The organism is Sphingomonas alpina (assembly GCF_014490665.1).
GTDB lineage: Bacteria > Pseudomonadota > Alphaproteobacteria > Sphingomonadales > Sphingomonadaceae > Sphingomonas > Sphingomonas alpina.
Genome location: NZ_CP061038.1, coordinates 4,416,674 through 4,431,714, shown reverse-complemented (window position 1 = coordinate 4,431,714; position 15,041 = coordinate 4,416,674). Strand labels below are relative to the sequence as shown.

General features: G+C 64.6%; 14 protein-coding genes and 1 pseudogene. 5 read left to right on the top strand and 10 right to left on the bottom strand.

Going from position 1 to position 15,041, the window contains the following annotated elements; genetic code table 11:
* Positions 1-324, top strand: coding sequence for an antibiotic biosynthesis monooxygenase family protein (locus H3Z74_RS20585; RefSeq protein ID WP_187761380.1), 324 nt, complete (start codon positions 1-3; stop codon positions 322-324).
* A gap of 59 nt (positions 325-383) precedes the next feature.
* Positions 384-1,643, top strand: coding sequence for an MFS transporter (locus tag H3Z74_RS20580; protein ID WP_187764446.1), 1,260 nt, complete (start codon positions 384-386; stop codon positions 1,641-1,643).
* Positions 1,644-1,993: 350 nt separating this feature from the next.
* Here the strand turns inward: H3Z74_RS20580 and rarD are convergent, their stop codons facing one another.
* The gene (rarD, locus tag H3Z74_RS20575) at positions 1,994-2,884 is read right to left on the bottom strand and encodes an EamA family transporter RarD (RefSeq protein WP_187761379.1); all 891 of its coding nucleotides are present in this window, start codon (positions 2,882-2,884) and stop codon (positions 1,994-1,996) included.
* A gap of 32 nt (positions 2,885-2,916) precedes the next feature.
* Positions 2,917-5,211 (bottom strand): CDC48 family AAA ATPase, encoded by a 2,295-nt coding sequence (locus H3Z74_RS20570; RefSeq protein WP_187761378.1) that lies wholly within the window; start codon positions 5,209-5,211, stop codon positions 2,917-2,919.
* 353 nt (positions 5,212-5,564) lie between these two features.
* Between H3Z74_RS20570 and H3Z74_RS20565 the strand changes: the two genes are divergently transcribed.
* Complete coding sequence (locus tag H3Z74_RS20565) at positions 5,565-6,449, top strand: LysR substrate-binding domain-containing protein (protein ID WP_187761377.1); 885 nt, start codon at positions 5,565-5,567, stop codon at positions 6,447-6,449.
* 51 nt (positions 6,450-6,500) lie between these two features.
* Here the strand turns inward: H3Z74_RS20565 and H3Z74_RS24905 are convergent, their stop codons facing one another.
* Together H3Z74_RS24905 and H3Z74_RS20555 are read right to left on the bottom strand one after the other, a co-directional pair.
* Entirely contained in the window at positions 6,501-6,593 is a 93-nt protein-coding gene (locus H3Z74_RS24905) for a hypothetical protein (protein ID WP_187764445.1), read from the bottom strand.
* Between the two features lie 56 nt (positions 6,594-6,649).
* Entirely contained in the window at positions 6,650-7,105 is a 456-nt protein-coding gene (locus tag H3Z74_RS20555) for a peptidylprolyl isomerase (protein WP_187761376.1), read from the bottom strand.
* 204 nt (positions 7,106-7,309) lie between these two features.
* Here H3Z74_RS20555 and mgtE point away from each other — a divergent pair, with 204 nt between their 5' ends.
* Positions 7,310-8,716 carry a magnesium transporter gene (gene mgtE, locus H3Z74_RS20550; RefSeq protein WP_187761375.1) on the top strand — a complete coding sequence of 469 codons (1,407 nt, stop codon included), beginning with the start codon at positions 7,310-7,312 and terminating at the stop codon, positions 8,714-8,716.
* A gap of 24 nt (positions 8,717-8,740) precedes the next feature.
* On the top strand, positions 8,741-9,145 hold the full coding sequence (locus H3Z74_RS20545; RefSeq protein ID WP_187761374.1) for a DUF1489 family protein: 405 nt from the start codon (positions 8,741-8,743) through the stop codon (positions 9,143-9,145).
* On the opposite strand, the gene H3Z74_RS20540 is transcribed toward H3Z74_RS20545, so the two are convergent.
* The 6 genes and pseudogenes from H3Z74_RS20540 to H3Z74_RS20515 form a co-directional block, all read right to left on the bottom strand.
* On the bottom strand, positions 9,138-9,845 hold the full coding sequence (locus H3Z74_RS20540; RefSeq protein WP_187761373.1) for a GIN domain-containing protein: 708 nt from the start codon (positions 9,843-9,845) through the stop codon (positions 9,138-9,140). The two genes, H3Z74_RS20545 and H3Z74_RS20540, sit on opposite strands and share 8 nt — an antisense overlap.
* A 93-nt stretch (positions 9,846-9,938) precedes the next feature.
* On the bottom strand, positions 9,939-10,670 hold the full coding sequence (locus H3Z74_RS20535; protein WP_187761372.1) for a head GIN domain-containing protein: 732 nt from the start codon (positions 10,668-10,670) through the stop codon (positions 9,939-9,941).
* A gap of 110 nt (positions 10,671-10,780) precedes the next feature.
* Complete coding sequence (locus H3Z74_RS20530) at positions 10,781-11,314, bottom strand: CarD family transcriptional regulator (protein ID WP_034157698.1); 534 nt, start codon at positions 11,312-11,314, stop codon at positions 10,781-10,783.
* Positions 11,315-11,546: 232 nt separating this feature from the next.
* Positions 11,547-11,888 (bottom strand): ferredoxin FdxA, encoded by a 342-nt coding sequence (fdxA, locus tag H3Z74_RS20525; RefSeq protein WP_187761371.1) that lies wholly within the window; start codon positions 11,886-11,888, stop codon positions 11,547-11,549.
* Between the two features lie 69 nt (positions 11,889-11,957).
* Positions 11,958-12,287, bottom strand: coding sequence for a S4 domain-containing protein (locus H3Z74_RS20520; protein ID WP_187764444.1), 330 nt, complete (start codon positions 12,285-12,287; stop codon positions 11,958-11,960).
* A gap of 32 nt (positions 12,288-12,319) precedes the next feature.
* Positions 12,320-14,828 (bottom strand): annotated as a pseudogene (locus tag H3Z74_RS20515) (helicase-related protein).
* Between the last annotated feature and the right edge of the window lie 213 nt (positions 14,829-15,041).

The window sequence follows — 15,041 nt, the reverse complement described above, 5'->3', positions numbered from 1 at the left end:
ATGCACGACGACCGGACCGGGCAGATCGCAGTCATCTTCCTGTCGCACCGCACCGATGCGGACGATGCGGGATATGGCGAAGCGGCGGAAGCGATGGGAAAGCTGGCGTCTCGCCAGCCGGGCTATCGTGGCATCGATAGCACACGTGGCCCGGACGGGCTGGGTATCACGATCAGCTATTGGATGGACGAGGAGAGCGCGCTGGCATGGCGCGCCAACCCGGAACACAGCGCGATCCGCAATACCGGGCGCGAAATCTGGTACGAAAATTATGAAGTGATCGTCGCCCGCATCGCGCGCAATTATGCCTGGGCGCGATCGTGAAGGCGGCCCCGAAAACTTCAGCACCGGTCAATCGCGACTTCATCCTTCTCTTCCTCGTCATGCTGACCATCGCGGCCGGCAATACCGCGCTGCAATCGGTCCTGCCGGCGCTGGGGCGGTCGTTGAAAGTGCCCGACAGCGCGGTTGCCGCCGCGTTCTCGGTCTCGGCGCTGCTCTGGGTGATCTCGGCGCCGTTCTGGGCAAATCGTTCCGACCGGCACGGGCGGCGGGCGATGATCCTGCTCGGTGTCGGCGGATTCACCATCTCGCTGCTATTGTGCGGGATCGTGCTGACCGCGGGCATCAATGGCTGGATCGGTGGAACGGCGGCGTTTCTCAGCTTCATCGTCGGGCGGCTGATTTATGGCAGCTTCGGATCGGCCGCCCCACCCGCGGTCCAGGCATTGGTCGCCGGACGCACGACCCGCGAGGAGCGGACACGCGCGCTGACTCTGCTCGGATCGGCGTTCGGCCTCGGCACGATCCTGGGGCCGGCGATCGCGCCCTATCTCACGCTTGGCCATATCGGCGGCCTCGATATCGGGCTGGCCGGCCCGGCCTATTTCGGTGCAGCGTTCGGCGCCTGCATCTTCCTGGCCGTGCGTCACATGCTGCCCAACGACCTGATCGCCGAACCCGGCACCCATGGCGCGGCAAATGCCTATCCCTCGATCGGCGGGCAGGCGAGCGGCGCGAGCGTTACCGCTGCCACCCACACCCATAGCGAACGGGTCGGTTATAATGATCCGCGCATTCGCGCCTGGATGGTGATGGGGCTGGTGATGGGCCATGCCCAGGCAATGACCGGTCAGGCGATCGGATTCCTGGTGATCGACCGACTGAAGGTTGCGCCGATCGAGGCCCTGCAGCCGACCGGCATCGTGCTGATGATGGGTGCGGGGTCTTCGCTCCTGGTGCAATGGGGGCTGATCCCCTTGCTCAATTTGACTCCGCGACGGCTGGTGCTCGCGGGGCTGGTGATCGCGGCCGTCGGCACCGCGCTGACCGGCATTGCCACCTCGCTCTATGGCATCGCGCTGGCCTATGCGATCGCCTCGGCCGGGTTCGGCCTGATCCGGCCCGGCTTCACTGCCGGATCGTCACTCGCGGTCGGGCCGGAGGCACAGGGGTCGGTCGCGGGCAAGGTCACCTCGGTCAATGGCGCATCGTTCGTGCTTGGCCCGTCGATCGGCGTCGGCCTCTACGAAGCGCAGCATTCGCTGCCCTATCTGACCGCGAGTGCTGCGCTGCTGATCCTGATCTTCTATGCCTGGCGCAGCCTCAAGACCCCGGCGATGTCCGACGACGATCCGGCTTAGGCCCCGATCGATCGTCAGCCCGTTGCCGCGACGCGAGTCGCGCGACCTTTCCGCTGTTCCGGCGACAATAAAAAAACCCACCCCTGTTAAGTTGGCATCGAAATGGTGGTTTCTTCTTTATTTTCAGTATCTTGAGTCATATTTCGCTGTTTTCGATAACAGGGGTGAACTGCGCAGGAACAGGGGTGAGCGACCCCTGTTCCTGTCGAAACAGCGGTCGCGGGGGCGCGATATTTTTCCGGTCATGTCAAAGAGCGGGGCGGAACGCCGGCTGGCGTCCCGTCCGCCACCACCTTGTCACGGCCATCGGCACAGTTGAATCGATGTGCACCATCCGGTGCCGATCCATTCTAATCAGGCACGACCATGGCCGACCGCCGCGCGCTGATCGAGGCCCCGACGGCATAAATGGCCAGCGCGATCCAGATCGTGATGAAGGCGCCGATCTGAGCGGGATGCAATTTCTCTCCATAGACGAACACCGCAAGCACCAGTTGCAGCGTCGGTGCGAGATATTGCAGCAGCCCGAGATCGGAATATCGAACGCGCTTTGCCGCTGCAGCGAAGAGCAGCAAGGGGAGCGCGGTCACGACACCGCTTGCAGCGAGCAAGGGCCAGCCCGGCCCGGCCGACCCCAGCGTCGTACCTGCCAGCATCAGCCAGGCGAACGCGGCCGGCGCAAGAATCAACGTCTCGATCAACAGCCCGTCAAGCGCGTCGACCGGCGTCATCTTGCGGATCAGGCCATAGAAAGCGAACGAGAACGCCAGGGTCAGCGGGATATAGGGGATACTGCCCTGCCAGATTGCCAGAAAGGCTACAGCGGCCGTGGCAAGCAACACTGCCACCGCCTCGATCCGGCCAAGCCGCTCGCGCAGAATCACCACGCCGAGCACGACATTGACCAGCGGGTTGATGAAATAGCCCAGGCTGGCCTGGGCGACATGGCCGCTATTGATCGCGATGATATAGACGAGCCAGTTGATGCCGATGAGCGACGCCGATGCCGTCAGTGCGATCAGCAGGCGGGGTGTCCGCACGATTCCGAGCAGCGCCGGCCCATGGCGCAGAGCCACCGCCAGGATCAGCAGCAGCAGTAGCGACCACAGGATACGGTGCGCCAGAATGTCCGGCGCCGGCAGCGGATGGAGCAGCTTGATGAAGCTCGGCAACAGGCCCCAGATCGTATAGGCGGCGACGCCGAATACGATCCCGGGGTTGATCTTCCTGCTGCCTGTCATCGATCCCGTGGCGGCGGCATGCGGAGGTTCGGTCAATCCGCTCCCTTCGGCCCGCGCGGGCGCAACTGACCGGGCGAGATGAAGCCGATCGGCTGCAGCGCCGCCGCATCCTGCTTCAGGCGCGATGCCATCTGCTCATAATCGCGTTCCATGTCCGGCGTGACCGAGGCGCGCGATTCGTCCAGTGCTTCCTCGAAATGCGCCATCGACACCTGCGCGACGCTGAGCGACTGACGCAACGCCACCAGGCCGGCCCGGCGCACCAGATCCTCAAGATCGGCGCCGGTGAAGCGATCGGTCCGCTCGGCGAGCGAATCGAGATCGACATCATCGGCCAGCGGCATCTTGCCGGTCTGGATCGCCAGGATGCGGCGGCGGCCATCCTTGTCGGGCACGCCGACATAGATGAGTTCGTCGAAGCGGCCGGGACGAAGCAGCGCCGGATCGATCAGGTTCGGCCGGTTGGTCGCGCCGATCACGACGACCGACTGCAACTCCTCAAGCCCATCCATCTCGGCGAGGATGGTGTTGACCACCCGTTCGGTGACTTGCGGTTCGCCAAGACCACCACCGCGTGCGGGGACGAGCGAATCGAGTTCGTCGATGAAGATCACGCACGGCGCGACCTGGCGGGCGCGGCTGAACAATTTGGCGATCTGCTGCTCGCTTTCGCCATACCATTTGCTCAGCAGGTCGGACGATTTGGTGGCGATGAAATTCGCCTCCGCCTCGCGCGCGACCGCCTTGGCGAGCAGCGTCTTGCCGGTGCCGGGCGGGCCGTAGAGCAGGAAGCCCTTGGCCGGTCGGATGCCCAGGCGGCGGAACGCATCCGGATCCTTGAGCGGCAGTTCCACGCCTTCCTTCAGCCGCATCTGCGCCTTGTCGAGCCCGCCGACATCCTCCCATCGCACGCGTGGCGCCTCGACCATCACCTCGCGCATCGCGCTCGGCTGGACGCGTTTCAGCGCATCGAGGAAATCCTCGCGCGTCACCGCCAGCGTATCGAGCACTTCAGGCGGAATCGTGCCTTCAGCAAGGTTGAGCCGCGGCATGATCTTGCGCACAGCCTCGATCGCCGCTTCGCGCGCCAGGGCAGCGAGATCGGCACCGACAAAGCCATAGGTGGTCCGGGCAAGTTCGCCGAGATCGACCTTGTCGCCGAGCGGCATGCCACGCGTATGGATGCCGAGGATCTCGCGGCGGCCGCGTTCGTCCGGCACGCCGACAATGATTTCGCGGTCGAACCGGCCGGGCCGGCGCAGCGCCTCGTCGATTGCCTCGGGCCGGTTGGTCGCGGCGATCACCACGACATTGGCGCGTGCCTCCAGCCCGTCCATCAGCGTCAGCAGCTGAGCGACCAGGCGCTTCTCCGCCTCGCCCGACACCTGGCCGCGCTTGGGTGCGATCGAATCGATCTCGTCGATGAACACGATCGACGGTGATGCCTTGGCCGCTTCCTCGAATACCTGGCGCAGCTTGCTTTCGGATTCGCCGTAAGCCGATCCCATGATCTCGGGACCGTTGATCAGGAAGAATTCGGCCGCGCTTTCATTGGCGACCGCGCGCGCCAGGCGCGTCTTGCCGGTTCCGGGCGGCCCATGCAGCAACACGCCCTTGGGCGGATCGACGCCGAGCCGCTGGAACAGTTCAGGGTAGCGCAGCGGCAGCTCGACCATTTCGCGCAACTGGTCGATCGTCGGGCCCATGCCGCCGATATCGTCATAGGTGACGTCGGCGCGGCGTGCTTCCTTGGGCTCCTCATATTCGGGACGCAGTTCGATCTCGGTATTTTCGTCGACATGGACCACGCCCTTGGGGCTGGTCGCGATCACCGACAGGCGGATCTCCTGCAGAGCATAGGCCGGCGCACGGAGGAATTGCTGGACGCCCGGAGGCATATTGTCGACGCGCTGCTGGCCAGCGGTGGCGACGACATCGCCCTGGCACAGCGGTCGACCGAAAAAGGTTCGCTTCAGCGCGTTGGATGACCCTTCGAGCCGGAGATTCTGTTGCGCGGGCGCAAAAACGACGCGGGTCGCCGGTTTGGATTCGACCTTGCGCACTTCGACGAAATCGCCGGCGCCGGCGCCGGCATTGGCGCGCTGCAGCCCGTCGATGCGGATGATCTCGAGCCCCTCATCCTCCTGGTAAGGCGAGACGGCGCGGGCTGGGGTGGTGGATTTTCCGACGATCTCGATCACATCGCCCTCGGCGAGGCCGAGGGCCGCCATCAGGGCGCGGGGGATATGCGCCAGGCCACGGCCGCTGTCTTCGGGCCGGGCATTGGCGACTTGCAATTTGTGGACCGGTGATTCGCTATCGGCCATGAGATTCCCCTCGCAAACACGCTGTTCAGCGCGTGAGATAGGGAGCAGGTTCCGGCAATGCGAGAGTTAAGGCGGGATCGCCGCATGGGGGCCCGGCGCTTTTCGCGGAGCGTGACTGGTCAAGCCGTTGAAAAGACAAAAAAAGGGCCGACCCCGGAGGATCGGCCTTGAAAGTTTTAGGAGAGGATGCCTGAAAGGCACCGTCTTTGTGCACCGGCACAGTTTATTGTGCAAGTGCGAAAAGAGAAGTGATAGATGCGTTTCATGCAACTACTGCTGGCCAAACTACGAGGAGGGATGTTAGGTTTCGAGTATGGGGTATATGGTGCAACGCACAATAGAGCAGAATTTTCATGCGTAGATTGCCACCCCTGACCGCGATCGAGGCCTTTGTTCAGGTCGCGCGGCTGGGATCGATCAAGGCCGCTTCGGCCGAATTGGCGCTGTCGCCACCGGCACTGAGCCGGCGCGTACAGGCGCTCGAGCGGTTCATCGACAAGCCCCTGTTCGACCGTCGCCATCAGGCGGTGGTGCTCAATGCCGATGGCGAAAGGCTGCTCGCGCAGATCGCCCCGGCGATCGACAGCCTGTCGGATGCGGTCGAGGCGATGATGAGCGATAGCGAGGTGCTGCGGCTGCGGCTCGGCATCCTGCCCTTGTTCGCATCGCAACGGCTGTTTCCGAAACTCGGCGACCTGCGCGCACGGCATCCCGAACTGCATCTCGATATCGACACTGCCGGGCATGGCGTGCTGCGGCTCGGCGACGGGCTCGATGCGGTGATTGCCCTGGCACGCGATATCGACCCCGGGCTTTATGCCAAGCGACTCGATCGCAACTCGGTCTATGTGATCGGCGCGCGGGCGCTGATCGAGGGCGATCATCCGGTTACCGATCCGGCGCAGCTCAAATCGCTGACCGCGCTGGTCCATCGCGACATGCCCGATACGTTCAGCGCCTGGCGGCAGGCGGCCGGGCTCGGCGACCTCGAACCGCTGGCGATCGACCATTTCGATTCCGGGCCGTTGATGCTCGAGGCCGCGGCGCAGGGGCTGGGCATCGCCTTCATGCATGAAAGCCATTTCGAGGACGCGCATGATGACCGGCTGGTCAGGCTGTTCGATATCGAGGTCGAGAGTCCGTACAGCTATTGGTTCGTGTGCCGTCCGCGCGCGCTTGCGTTGCGTCCGGTCAAGCTGTTCCACGACTGGCTGATCGAGGCGGTCGCGGAGAAATAAAGGGTAACGGGCCGGTCAGGGTCTGTTTGAAAATTCGCGAAAGAGCGAATTTTAGAGGCGGTACCGGCCCGCTCCCCCTCCCGGCCACCCATTCAGGATACGCTGTGGGTGGCCGGGAGGGGGAGCGGGCCGGTACCGCCAAATGCGCCTTCAGCGCATTTTCAAACAACCGGTCAGACGACCGGCCCCTTCACAGTTGATTATTCGGCGCGCATCGACACGATCTTGCCGGGCGCGCGCGGTGGCTCACCCTTGGGCAGCGCGTCGACATGCTCCATGCCTTCGGTCACTTCGCCCCATACGGTGTACTGGCCGTCGAGGAAGCGGGCATCGTCGAAGCAGATGAAAAACTGGCTGTTGGCCGAATTGGGGCTCTGCGCGCGCGCCATCGAGCAGGTGCCGCGAACATGCGGCTCCTTGGAGAACTCGGCCGGCAGGTTCGGCTTGTCCGACCCATGCATGCCGGTGCCGGTGGGGTCGCCGCCCTGCGCCATGAACCCCGGAATCACGCGGTGGAACACGACGCCGTCGTAAAAGCCGTCATTGGCGAGTTCGGCGATTCGTGCGACATGCTGCGGCGCAAGGTCGGGGCGAAGCTTGATCGTCACGGTGCCGCTGTCGAGGGTCAGCGTCAGGGTTTCGGGGGTATCGGCCATGAGGGGCTCCTGAAAGGGGAAACCCGCGCCCTAGCGACCTGAGGCACGGCTGGCAAATTGGCACGCTTGTCGTGGCGCGATCGGAATGGGCTGAACGTCCAGCCCGGATTGGCATTGTCGCACGGCAGCGTTAGACGGCAATGACGCCGGGCGCGCCGTTTCGGCCAGGCCATTTCCAAAAAAGGCCAGAAAGGGAGGTCCAGCATGAACGAGACCGACCTGACATCCGTCGGAGACGAGGTCGAAACCGGCCAGCTCGACGAGGACGACCGGCTCAAACCCGAATTCGTGCGTGCGGTGCTCGACGCGGTCGAAGCGGGCGACGACGAAGCCGCGCGGTCGCTGGTCGAACCGCTCCACCCCGCCGACATCGCCGATCTGTTCGAGCTGACCCCGAACGAGCGCCGTGGCGACCTGGCCAAGGCGATCACCGACCTGCTCGACGGCGACGTGTTCGCCGAGATGAACGATTATGTCCGCGAGGATCTGATCGATTCGCTCAGTGCGACCCAGGTCGCCGATATCGCCTCCGAACTCGATACCGACGATGCCGTCGCGATCATCGAGGACATGGAGGAAGACGACCAGCGTGCCGTGCTCCGCGCGCTCGACCCCGACGATCGCGCCGCGATCGAGGAGGCTTTGTCCTATCCGGAGGAATCGGCCGGCCGATTGATGCAGCGCGAGCTGATCGCGGTCCCCGAACATTGGACGGTCGGCGACGCGATCGATTATCTGCGCGGCCATGAGGAGCTGACGACCGATTTCTGGGAGATCTTCGTCGTCGATCCCGGGCACAAGCCGGTCGGGACATGCCAGCTGTCATGGATATTGCGCACGCCGCGCACCGTATCGATCGGCGATGTGATGAAGCGCGAACAAACCCTGATCCCGGTCGATATGGACCAGGAAGAGGTCGCGCTGCGCTTCCAGAAATACGCGCTGATTTCGGCCGCTGTGATCGATGCGGGCGGGCGGCTGGTCGGCATGATCACGGTCGACGATATCGTCCATATCATTTCCGAGGAAGCCGGCGAGGATATCCTTCGTCTCTCCGGTGCCGGCGAAGGCGACATCAACGAGCCGATCGCGTTGACCGTGCGCACTCGCATAACTTGGCTGGTGGTCAATCTCGGCACTGCCATGCTCGCGGCATCCGTGGTTGGACTGTTCCAGGGCGAAATCGCGAAGTTCGCGCTGCTTGCGGTACTGATGCCGATCGTCTCGGGCATGGGCGGCAATGCCGGCACTCAGACCCTGGCCGTGGTGGTGCGCGCGCTTGCCACCAATCAGCTGACCAGTTCGAACACCGCACGGATGATCCTGCGCGAATTCCGCATCGCCGCCGCCAATGGCGCGATGCTCGGCATATTGATCGGCATGGGTACCTGGCTGATCTTCGGCAATTCCGACCTGGCGATCGTCATCGCCATGGCGATGGTCATGAACAATCTCGTCGCCGGCCTGTCCGGCGTGCTGATTCCGGTCAGCCTCGAACGCGCCGGAGTCGATCCTGCCGTATCGTCGGCCGTGTTCGTGACGATGATGACCGATGTGATGGGATTTTTCTGTTTCCTCGGCCTTGCCTCGCTTTGGGGGCTTGGCGGCTAGCCGCTTCGCGCCCATTTCGAACGGATGCCGCTTCATCTCACCAAGGTCGCGTTCGGCGCCACCGGTATCGAGGATCTTGCCGAGCGCCTGCTGGCGCGTGCCGAGGCTGGGCCGGTCTTCCTCACCACGCGCTACCTTCCCAAACGGCATGAGGAAGTCGCCGGCCAGGGGTCGCTGTTCTGGATCATCAAGCATCAGCTCGTTGCGCGCTCGCCGATCCTGCAGTTCGGCGAAGCGGAGGGCGGCAGAGTGGCGATCCATATCGATCCCCACCTCATCCTGACTCATGCTCGGCCCAAACGCGCGCATCAGGGCTGGCGCTATCTGGAAGATGCCGATGCGCCGGTCGATCTGGGCGTGGATGAAGTGGCCGGCGATGTCATGCCCGCGGCGCTGATGGGCAAGCTGTCGGGTCTGGGCCTCATCTAGGCGGTTTGGGTTTTCCGCATGAGACCGGTCCGCCGGCCATCGCCTTGATCACACAGGCGGGTTCGCCGCCGACGGTCACGCGCCCCAGTCCGGTGGTGGTCACCGCCGCCGTATAGCGGGCTGCGGCGCGCGTCTCGCCGGTGCCGTCGAGCCGTATGATCAGGTCGCTGACATCGAGTGCACTGGCGTCGATCGTACCGGGGCCATTGGTCATCAGCCGCGTTTTCGCCGCACGGCCGCTCAGCGTGACGGTCCCGCTGCCGATCACTGTGGCATTGAGCTGATCCGCGGCAATTCCGTTGACGCTCAGCACGCCGGATCCGTTGACGGCGAGATCGAGCCGCTGCCCGGCCATTCCGCCGACGGTCAGCCGCGCGCCGGCATTGACGTTGATTGAGCGCAGCGTCGGCGTGGACAGGGTAATGACCGGTGATGTGCCGGCCGTCGTCGGCGTCTCGCCCCAGCCATCATTGCCCATGCGAATGATCAAAGTGCTGCCTTCGACGCGGATCGCAAGCCGGTCGAGCGTCCGGGAATCGGCATCGGCCCGCGCACTCGGAGCCTTGCCGGTATCGAGCCGGACGTCGAACGGGCCGTCGATACGGATACGGTCGAAGCTGCCGATGGAATAGGTCCGGTCGGCGGCCTCTGCGCCGACGGGAAGGAACAACAGGCTGGCGGCGATCAGGTGACGGATCATGCGGCCTGCATCGCATTGATCCGTCACGGTGCCAAGCGTATCCGCGGACTGGCTGCGAATCCGGCCTGACTCGCGGACCCGTTCGTCAGGGGATCAGCCGCAATGGACCTCGCCCGATCCCATCTTCGATGTGGTGCATTTCGCGCCCTTGCCGAGATCGACGTCGCCCGAACCGACAACGGAGACATCGGCGGGACCGTTCACCTCGGCGGTGGCGCTGCCCGACCCGGCGATCGAGACGCTCGCCCCTTCCGCTTTGACGCCGCCGGCATCGATGTCGCCGGATCCGGCGATCTTCATCGACAATTGTTTCGCGGTGCCCGCAACGCTCATGTCGCCTGAGCCAGCGATCGAGAATTTGCCGGTCTGCACATTCAGTGCGGCGATCGTCATGTTGCCCGATCCGGCGGTTTCGCCGGCGAAATTCTGCCCATCGATACGATCGATCGTCATATCGCCCGATCCCGCGATTCCCGCCCCGGCAATGCGCGGCATGGTCACGAAAATCTTCACGCCCTTCTGGTCGTCGCCCCAGTTGAAGCCGGCGCTGTTGATCCGGCCGACCTTCAGCGTGTTGCCGATCTTCTCGATCTTGAGCTTGTCGAGTTCCTTGGACGGGCCTTCGGCGCGAACCGAGAAACCGGTGCCGACGCGGATATCGATATCGTCCGATCCGCGCAGGTCGACCTGGTCAAAACCGGCCGCAGCGAAGGTACGCGTCGTGCCGCTGCCCGACCCGGGAAGCCCCTGTTTCGCATCTGCAGACTCCGAACCGAAGGAGCAGGCGGCGAGCGGAAGGACGGCGATGGTGGCGAACAGGCGCATGAAACTCTCTCCACTGTGTATTGGTTCGATAACACACCAAGAGACGAAGGCGCAAGCAAAAAGGGCGACCATCGCTGGCCGCCCTCTTCGTTCATCCGGTCAGGTCCCGATCAGGCGGGAACCTTGTCCTTGTTGTGGATCGCTGCGGCCTTGCGCAGAATCTCCAGGATCTTTTCCTGTGCGGTCGGTTCATCGACCTGCTCCATCGCCGCGAGTTCGCGGGCGAGGCGGCTGGTCGCGCCTTCGAAGATCTGACGCTCCGAATAGCTCTGCTCGGGCTGGTCGTCGGCACGGAACAGATCGCGGACCACTTCGGCGATCGACACCAGGTCGCCCGAATTGATCTTCGCTTCATATTCCTGCGCGCGGCGCGACCACATGGTGCGCTTGACGCGAGGCTTGCCGGTCAGCGTATCGAGCGCCTCACGCAGCGTCTTGTCCGAGGAAAGCTTGCGCATCCCGACCGACTCGGCCTTGTTGGTGGGCACGCGAAGCGTCATGCGCTCTTTCTCGAAGCGCAGCACATAGAGTTCGAGTTGCATGCCGGCGATTTCCTGCCGTTGCAGCTCGATGACACGGCCAACGCCGTGCTTGGGGTAAACGACATAATCGCCGACGTCGAAGGACAGCGCCTTGGCAGCCATTCCGTTGAGCCTTTCTGTGGACCGATGCCCCCGGAGAAGCGCGACGGCAGCGGTGCCGGGTCACGCGATGGGGAGTGTTGATTTCAGTACGTCTCCAGACCGGAAGAACGCGCAACCGTGCCTTCCGTCTCCGGCTATTTAACATAGTCGTAATAAAATTACCAGCCAAACATGGCTGGACACAGGCAATTAACGCTGAAACCGACCCAGATCGGGCAACATCGAACCTTGATTAGTCCCCCGCGCCGGGCTCGGGCGAGAAGTACTTGTCGTACTTGCCCTCTTCGCCCTTGTGCTCGTCGGCGTCGGCCGGGGTCTGATCGGACTTGCGCGTGACATTGGGCCATTGCGCGGAAAAGCTGTTGTTGAGCTCCATCCACTGCTCGAGACCGGATTCGGTATCGGGCAGGATCGCCTCGGCCGGGCATTCGGGCTCGCATACGCCGCAATCGATGCATTCGCTCGGATTGATGACGAGCATGTTCTCGCCTTCGTAGAAACAGTCGACGGGGCAGACCTCGACGCAGTCCATATACTTGCACTTGATGCAGGCGTCGGTGACGACGTAGGTCATGGCGGTATCCCGAATAGGCCCCGAAAAGGGCAGATAACCCGCTTCTGCTATGCGCCGCTTCCGGCCTCGTCAATCGGATGCGGCTTGCTGCGAGACGTTCTCAGATTCGGCATCGGCAAAATACGCCTCCGGCGCATTTGCGAACGAACTCTCAATGAGCTCGGTGTAGCAGGCTCTGGCTTCCGGTGCCGGGCCGCGGCGAGGCGGTAGTGCCTCGACCCGGATCACGCGCACACCGCCATGACCAAGGAAGGTCAGCACATTGCCGATCCGGACCGGGACATGCGCCCGGTCGATCGGCCGTCCATCGATGCGCAGCCGGCTGCTGGCGGCGATCGCCTGAGCCGCACTGCGGCTCTTGGCCAGCCGGGCGAACCACAGAAAGCGGTCGAGCCGCATCGCCGCGCCGTCAGGAACCTCAGCCACCAGGCCTATCCACGAAACAGGGCGAGATCGGCGAGCGCCGAGAATGCATTGTCGCGCGGCGGCGGCAAGATTTTGGCGCGAGTCTGGCCGCGCCAGACCCAGCGCGCCTGATCATTTTCGGGCGGTGCGGCACGGAAGCCCAGTCCGGCCATCAACCGTTCGAGTGTCGCGGGCGCGACGCCGATCGAGGTGGCGAGTGCGGGATCGGGGGTAAAGGGACGGCGCCCCGCCCGCGCATCATGGGCCGCGCGGGCGATCCGCTCGACCAGATCGACACGCACCGCCTGGGTGGCGATCTGGCGATACCCGGATTCGAGCGTTGCGCCGGGCGTATTCCGTGCCAATACCGTCGCGCCATCGGGTGGCCCCTCGGCGATCACCGTGCCGGCACGTGCGGCCAGCAATACGCGCCGCCACTGTGCGGCGGCGGGCTTCAGCAGGCGCGGGTCGAACAGGTCGAGCGCGCCGATCGTGATGCCGATCATGCGCAACCGCTTGCGCGCCGCCGGGTCGAGACCATCGACCGCTACCTGCAGGTCGATGCGCGCGGCAAGACCGGCGCGATCGACCAAAGCGGCGGAAACGGCGCGCAGTGCCGGGCCGGCGGTCGCATCGCGAGCGGCCGCGTCCAGCGCAACCAGGGCGGGCAATCGCCGTGCGGCCTGATCGGCAATCCAGCGGTCCAGCCGTGCCGCGATCCCGGTGCGCATCGCCGTATCGAGGCAATCGAGCGCGGGGTCGAGCTTCACGCGCGGCCGGACGAGCGACGGCCCCGCCGCCAGCGTTGCAACCGGCAATCCGTTCCAGATGAGCCAGGGCTTGCTCCCGATATCGGTGACGAGCGCCAGTGCCGTATCGTCCGCGCCGGCCAGCGCCGCGCCGCGCCGGGCGCGCTCGGCGCCCAGCCGGCGTTCGGCGGCCGCGAGCAGGAGGCGCTTGTCGCCATGACGTGCATCCGGCGCAACGATGAAGCGGAACCCGTCGAGCCGGCCGATCGGATGATCCTCGACCATCACTTCGCCCTGTTCGCCGATCACCACCGGCAGGGTTCGCGTGTCCGCCCCGATCTGCCGCAGCAGCATGGTGGTGCGTTTGTCGACGAAGCGCTGCGTCAGGCCGAGATGCAGGGCATCCGACAACCGCTCTTCGACTTCGCCTGCCCGTCCGGCCCAATGTGCGGGGTCGGCGAGCCAGTCGGGCCGGTTGGCGATATAGGCCCAGCTGCGCGCCGCCGCGATCCGCCCGGCAAGCGTTTCGACATCGCCCGCGACCGTATCGAGCCGGGCGATTTCGTCGGCAAACCATGGATGCGGTATATGGCCCGACCCTTCGCTCAGATGGCCGAACACCCGCCCGACAAAGCGGGTGTGGGGATCGACGCCCAGCTTGCGGAAATCGGGCAGGCCACATGCCGCCCAGAGCCGCGCGACCATCGCGGGCGATCGGACGCGGTCACGGACCCAATCCTCACCCGCGAGCCGCTTGAGTACCGCAAGATCGACCGCCTCGGGCGCGGCGCGCAGCGCGCGGCTGTCGGGCCGGGCCTCCAGGCTCGCGACCAGATCGTCGATACTCGACATATCGGGCTCGCCGTCACGCCAATAGAGGAAGTCGAGCCGGGGAAAGCGATGCTCCTCGATCGCCAGCACTTCCTCCGCCGCGAAGGCGCCCGGACCTTGCTCGACCAGTGCGCCGAATGTGCCGTCGCGCTGATGCCGGCCGGCGCGCCCGGCGATCTGTGCCATTTCGGCGACGGTCAGGCGGCGCTGGCGATGCCCGTCGAACTTGTTGAGGCTGGCAAAGGCGACATGCGCGACGTCCATGTTCAGGCCCATGCCGATCGCGTCGGTCGCAACGAGATAATCGACCTCACCGGCCTGGAACATCGCGACCTGCGCATTGCGCGTTCGCGGCGACAACGCCCCCATCACCACTGCCGCGCCACCGCGCAGGCGCCGCAGCATCTCGGCCACGGCATAGACTTCCTCAGCGCTGAATGCGACGATCGCCGACCGTTTGGGCAAGCGCGAGATCTTCTTCGCCCCGGCATAGCTCAGGGTCGAAAAACGCGGGCGATTCTGGATATCCGCTTCGGGTACCAGCACCTTGAGCATCGGCCGCAACGCTTCGGAGCCGAGGATCATCGTTTCCTCACGGCCGCGCGCGCAGCAGCCGATCGGTAAAGACATGGCCGCGTTCGGCATCCGCGCCCAGTTGCGCCTCGTCGATTCCGACGAACGCCAGGTCGCGGTCGAGCGGCATGCTCTCCGCCGTACACAGGAACCAGCGCGCGTCCTTCGGCACGATCTTCTCTTCGCCGGTGATCAGCGCGACGCGTGACACGCCCTTCAGCTTGACGACGCGATCATAGACTTCGCGCGCCAGCAGGCGCAGCGGGAAGCCGATCATGCCGCTCGAATGACCGCACATCCGCTCGACCGCAAGGTGCGTCTTGCCGGTATTGGTCGGGCCCAGCACGGCGGTGATGGGCGGGGCGGGATCAGCGCGGCTCATGGCATGTCGAACATCGTCGCAGTGTCGCGCCTGCGCAACCCGGGCAAAATGGAAATCGCAGGCAAGCTGTTAATATGGTTAGAAGTTCCGGTAGAAAAATCACTTCGCCGCACGGTCTGAACGGTTGATCGTGCCGGTTCGGCTACGCAACATTCCTTAATTTGACTTTAGTATTTTCGCGCCACAGTCATTCGACGCGAGCCGGGGGTATGC

Coding starts and splice junctions, on each gene's coding strand:
- rarD (WP_187761379.1), bottom strand. CDS start 2,884: ATGACAGGCAGCAGGAAGATCAACCCCGGGATCGTATTCGGCGTCGCC.
- H3Z74_RS20535 (WP_187761372.1), bottom strand. CDS start 10,670: ATGCGCCTGTTCGCCACCATCGCCGTCCTTCCGCTCGCCGCCTGCTCC.
- H3Z74_RS20520 (WP_187764444.1), bottom strand. CDS start 12,287: ATGCGGCTCGACCGCTTTCTGTGGTTCGCCCGGCTGGCCAAGAGCCGC.
- H3Z74_RS20585 (WP_187761380.1), top strand. CDS start 1: ATGCACGACGACCGGACCGGGCAGATCGCAGTCATCTTCCTGTCGCAC.
- H3Z74_RS20530 (WP_034157698.1), bottom strand. CDS start 11,314: ATGGCTGCCAAGGCGCTGTCCTTCGACGTCGGCGATTATGTCGTTTAC.
- H3Z74_RS20580 (WP_187764446.1), top strand. CDS start 384: ATGCTGACCATCGCGGCCGGCAATACCGCGCTGCAATCGGTCCTGCCG.
- H3Z74_RS20545 (WP_187761374.1), top strand. CDS start 8,741: ATGCCGCTTCATCTCACCAAGGTCGCGTTCGGCGCCACCGGTATCGAG.
- H3Z74_RS20565 (WP_187761377.1), top strand. CDS start 5,565: ATGCGTAGATTGCCACCCCTGACCGCGATCGAGGCCTTTGTTCAGGTC.
- H3Z74_RS20540 (WP_187761373.1), bottom strand. CDS start 9,845: ATGATCCGTCACCTGATCGCCGCCAGCCTGTTGTTCCTTCCCGTCGGC.
- fdxA (WP_187761371.1), bottom strand. CDS start 11,888: ATGACCTACGTCGTCACCGACGCCTGCATCAAGTGCAAGTATATGGAC.
- mgtE (WP_187761375.1), top strand. CDS start 7,310: ATGAACGAGACCGACCTGACATCCGTCGGAGACGAGGTCGAAACCGGC.
- H3Z74_RS20555 (WP_187761376.1), bottom strand. CDS start 7,105: ATGGCCGATACCCCCGAAACCCTGACGCTGACCCTCGACAGCGGCACC.
- H3Z74_RS20570 (WP_187761378.1), bottom strand. CDS start 5,211: ATGGCCGATAGCGAATCACCGGTCCACAAATTGCAAGTCGCCAATGCC.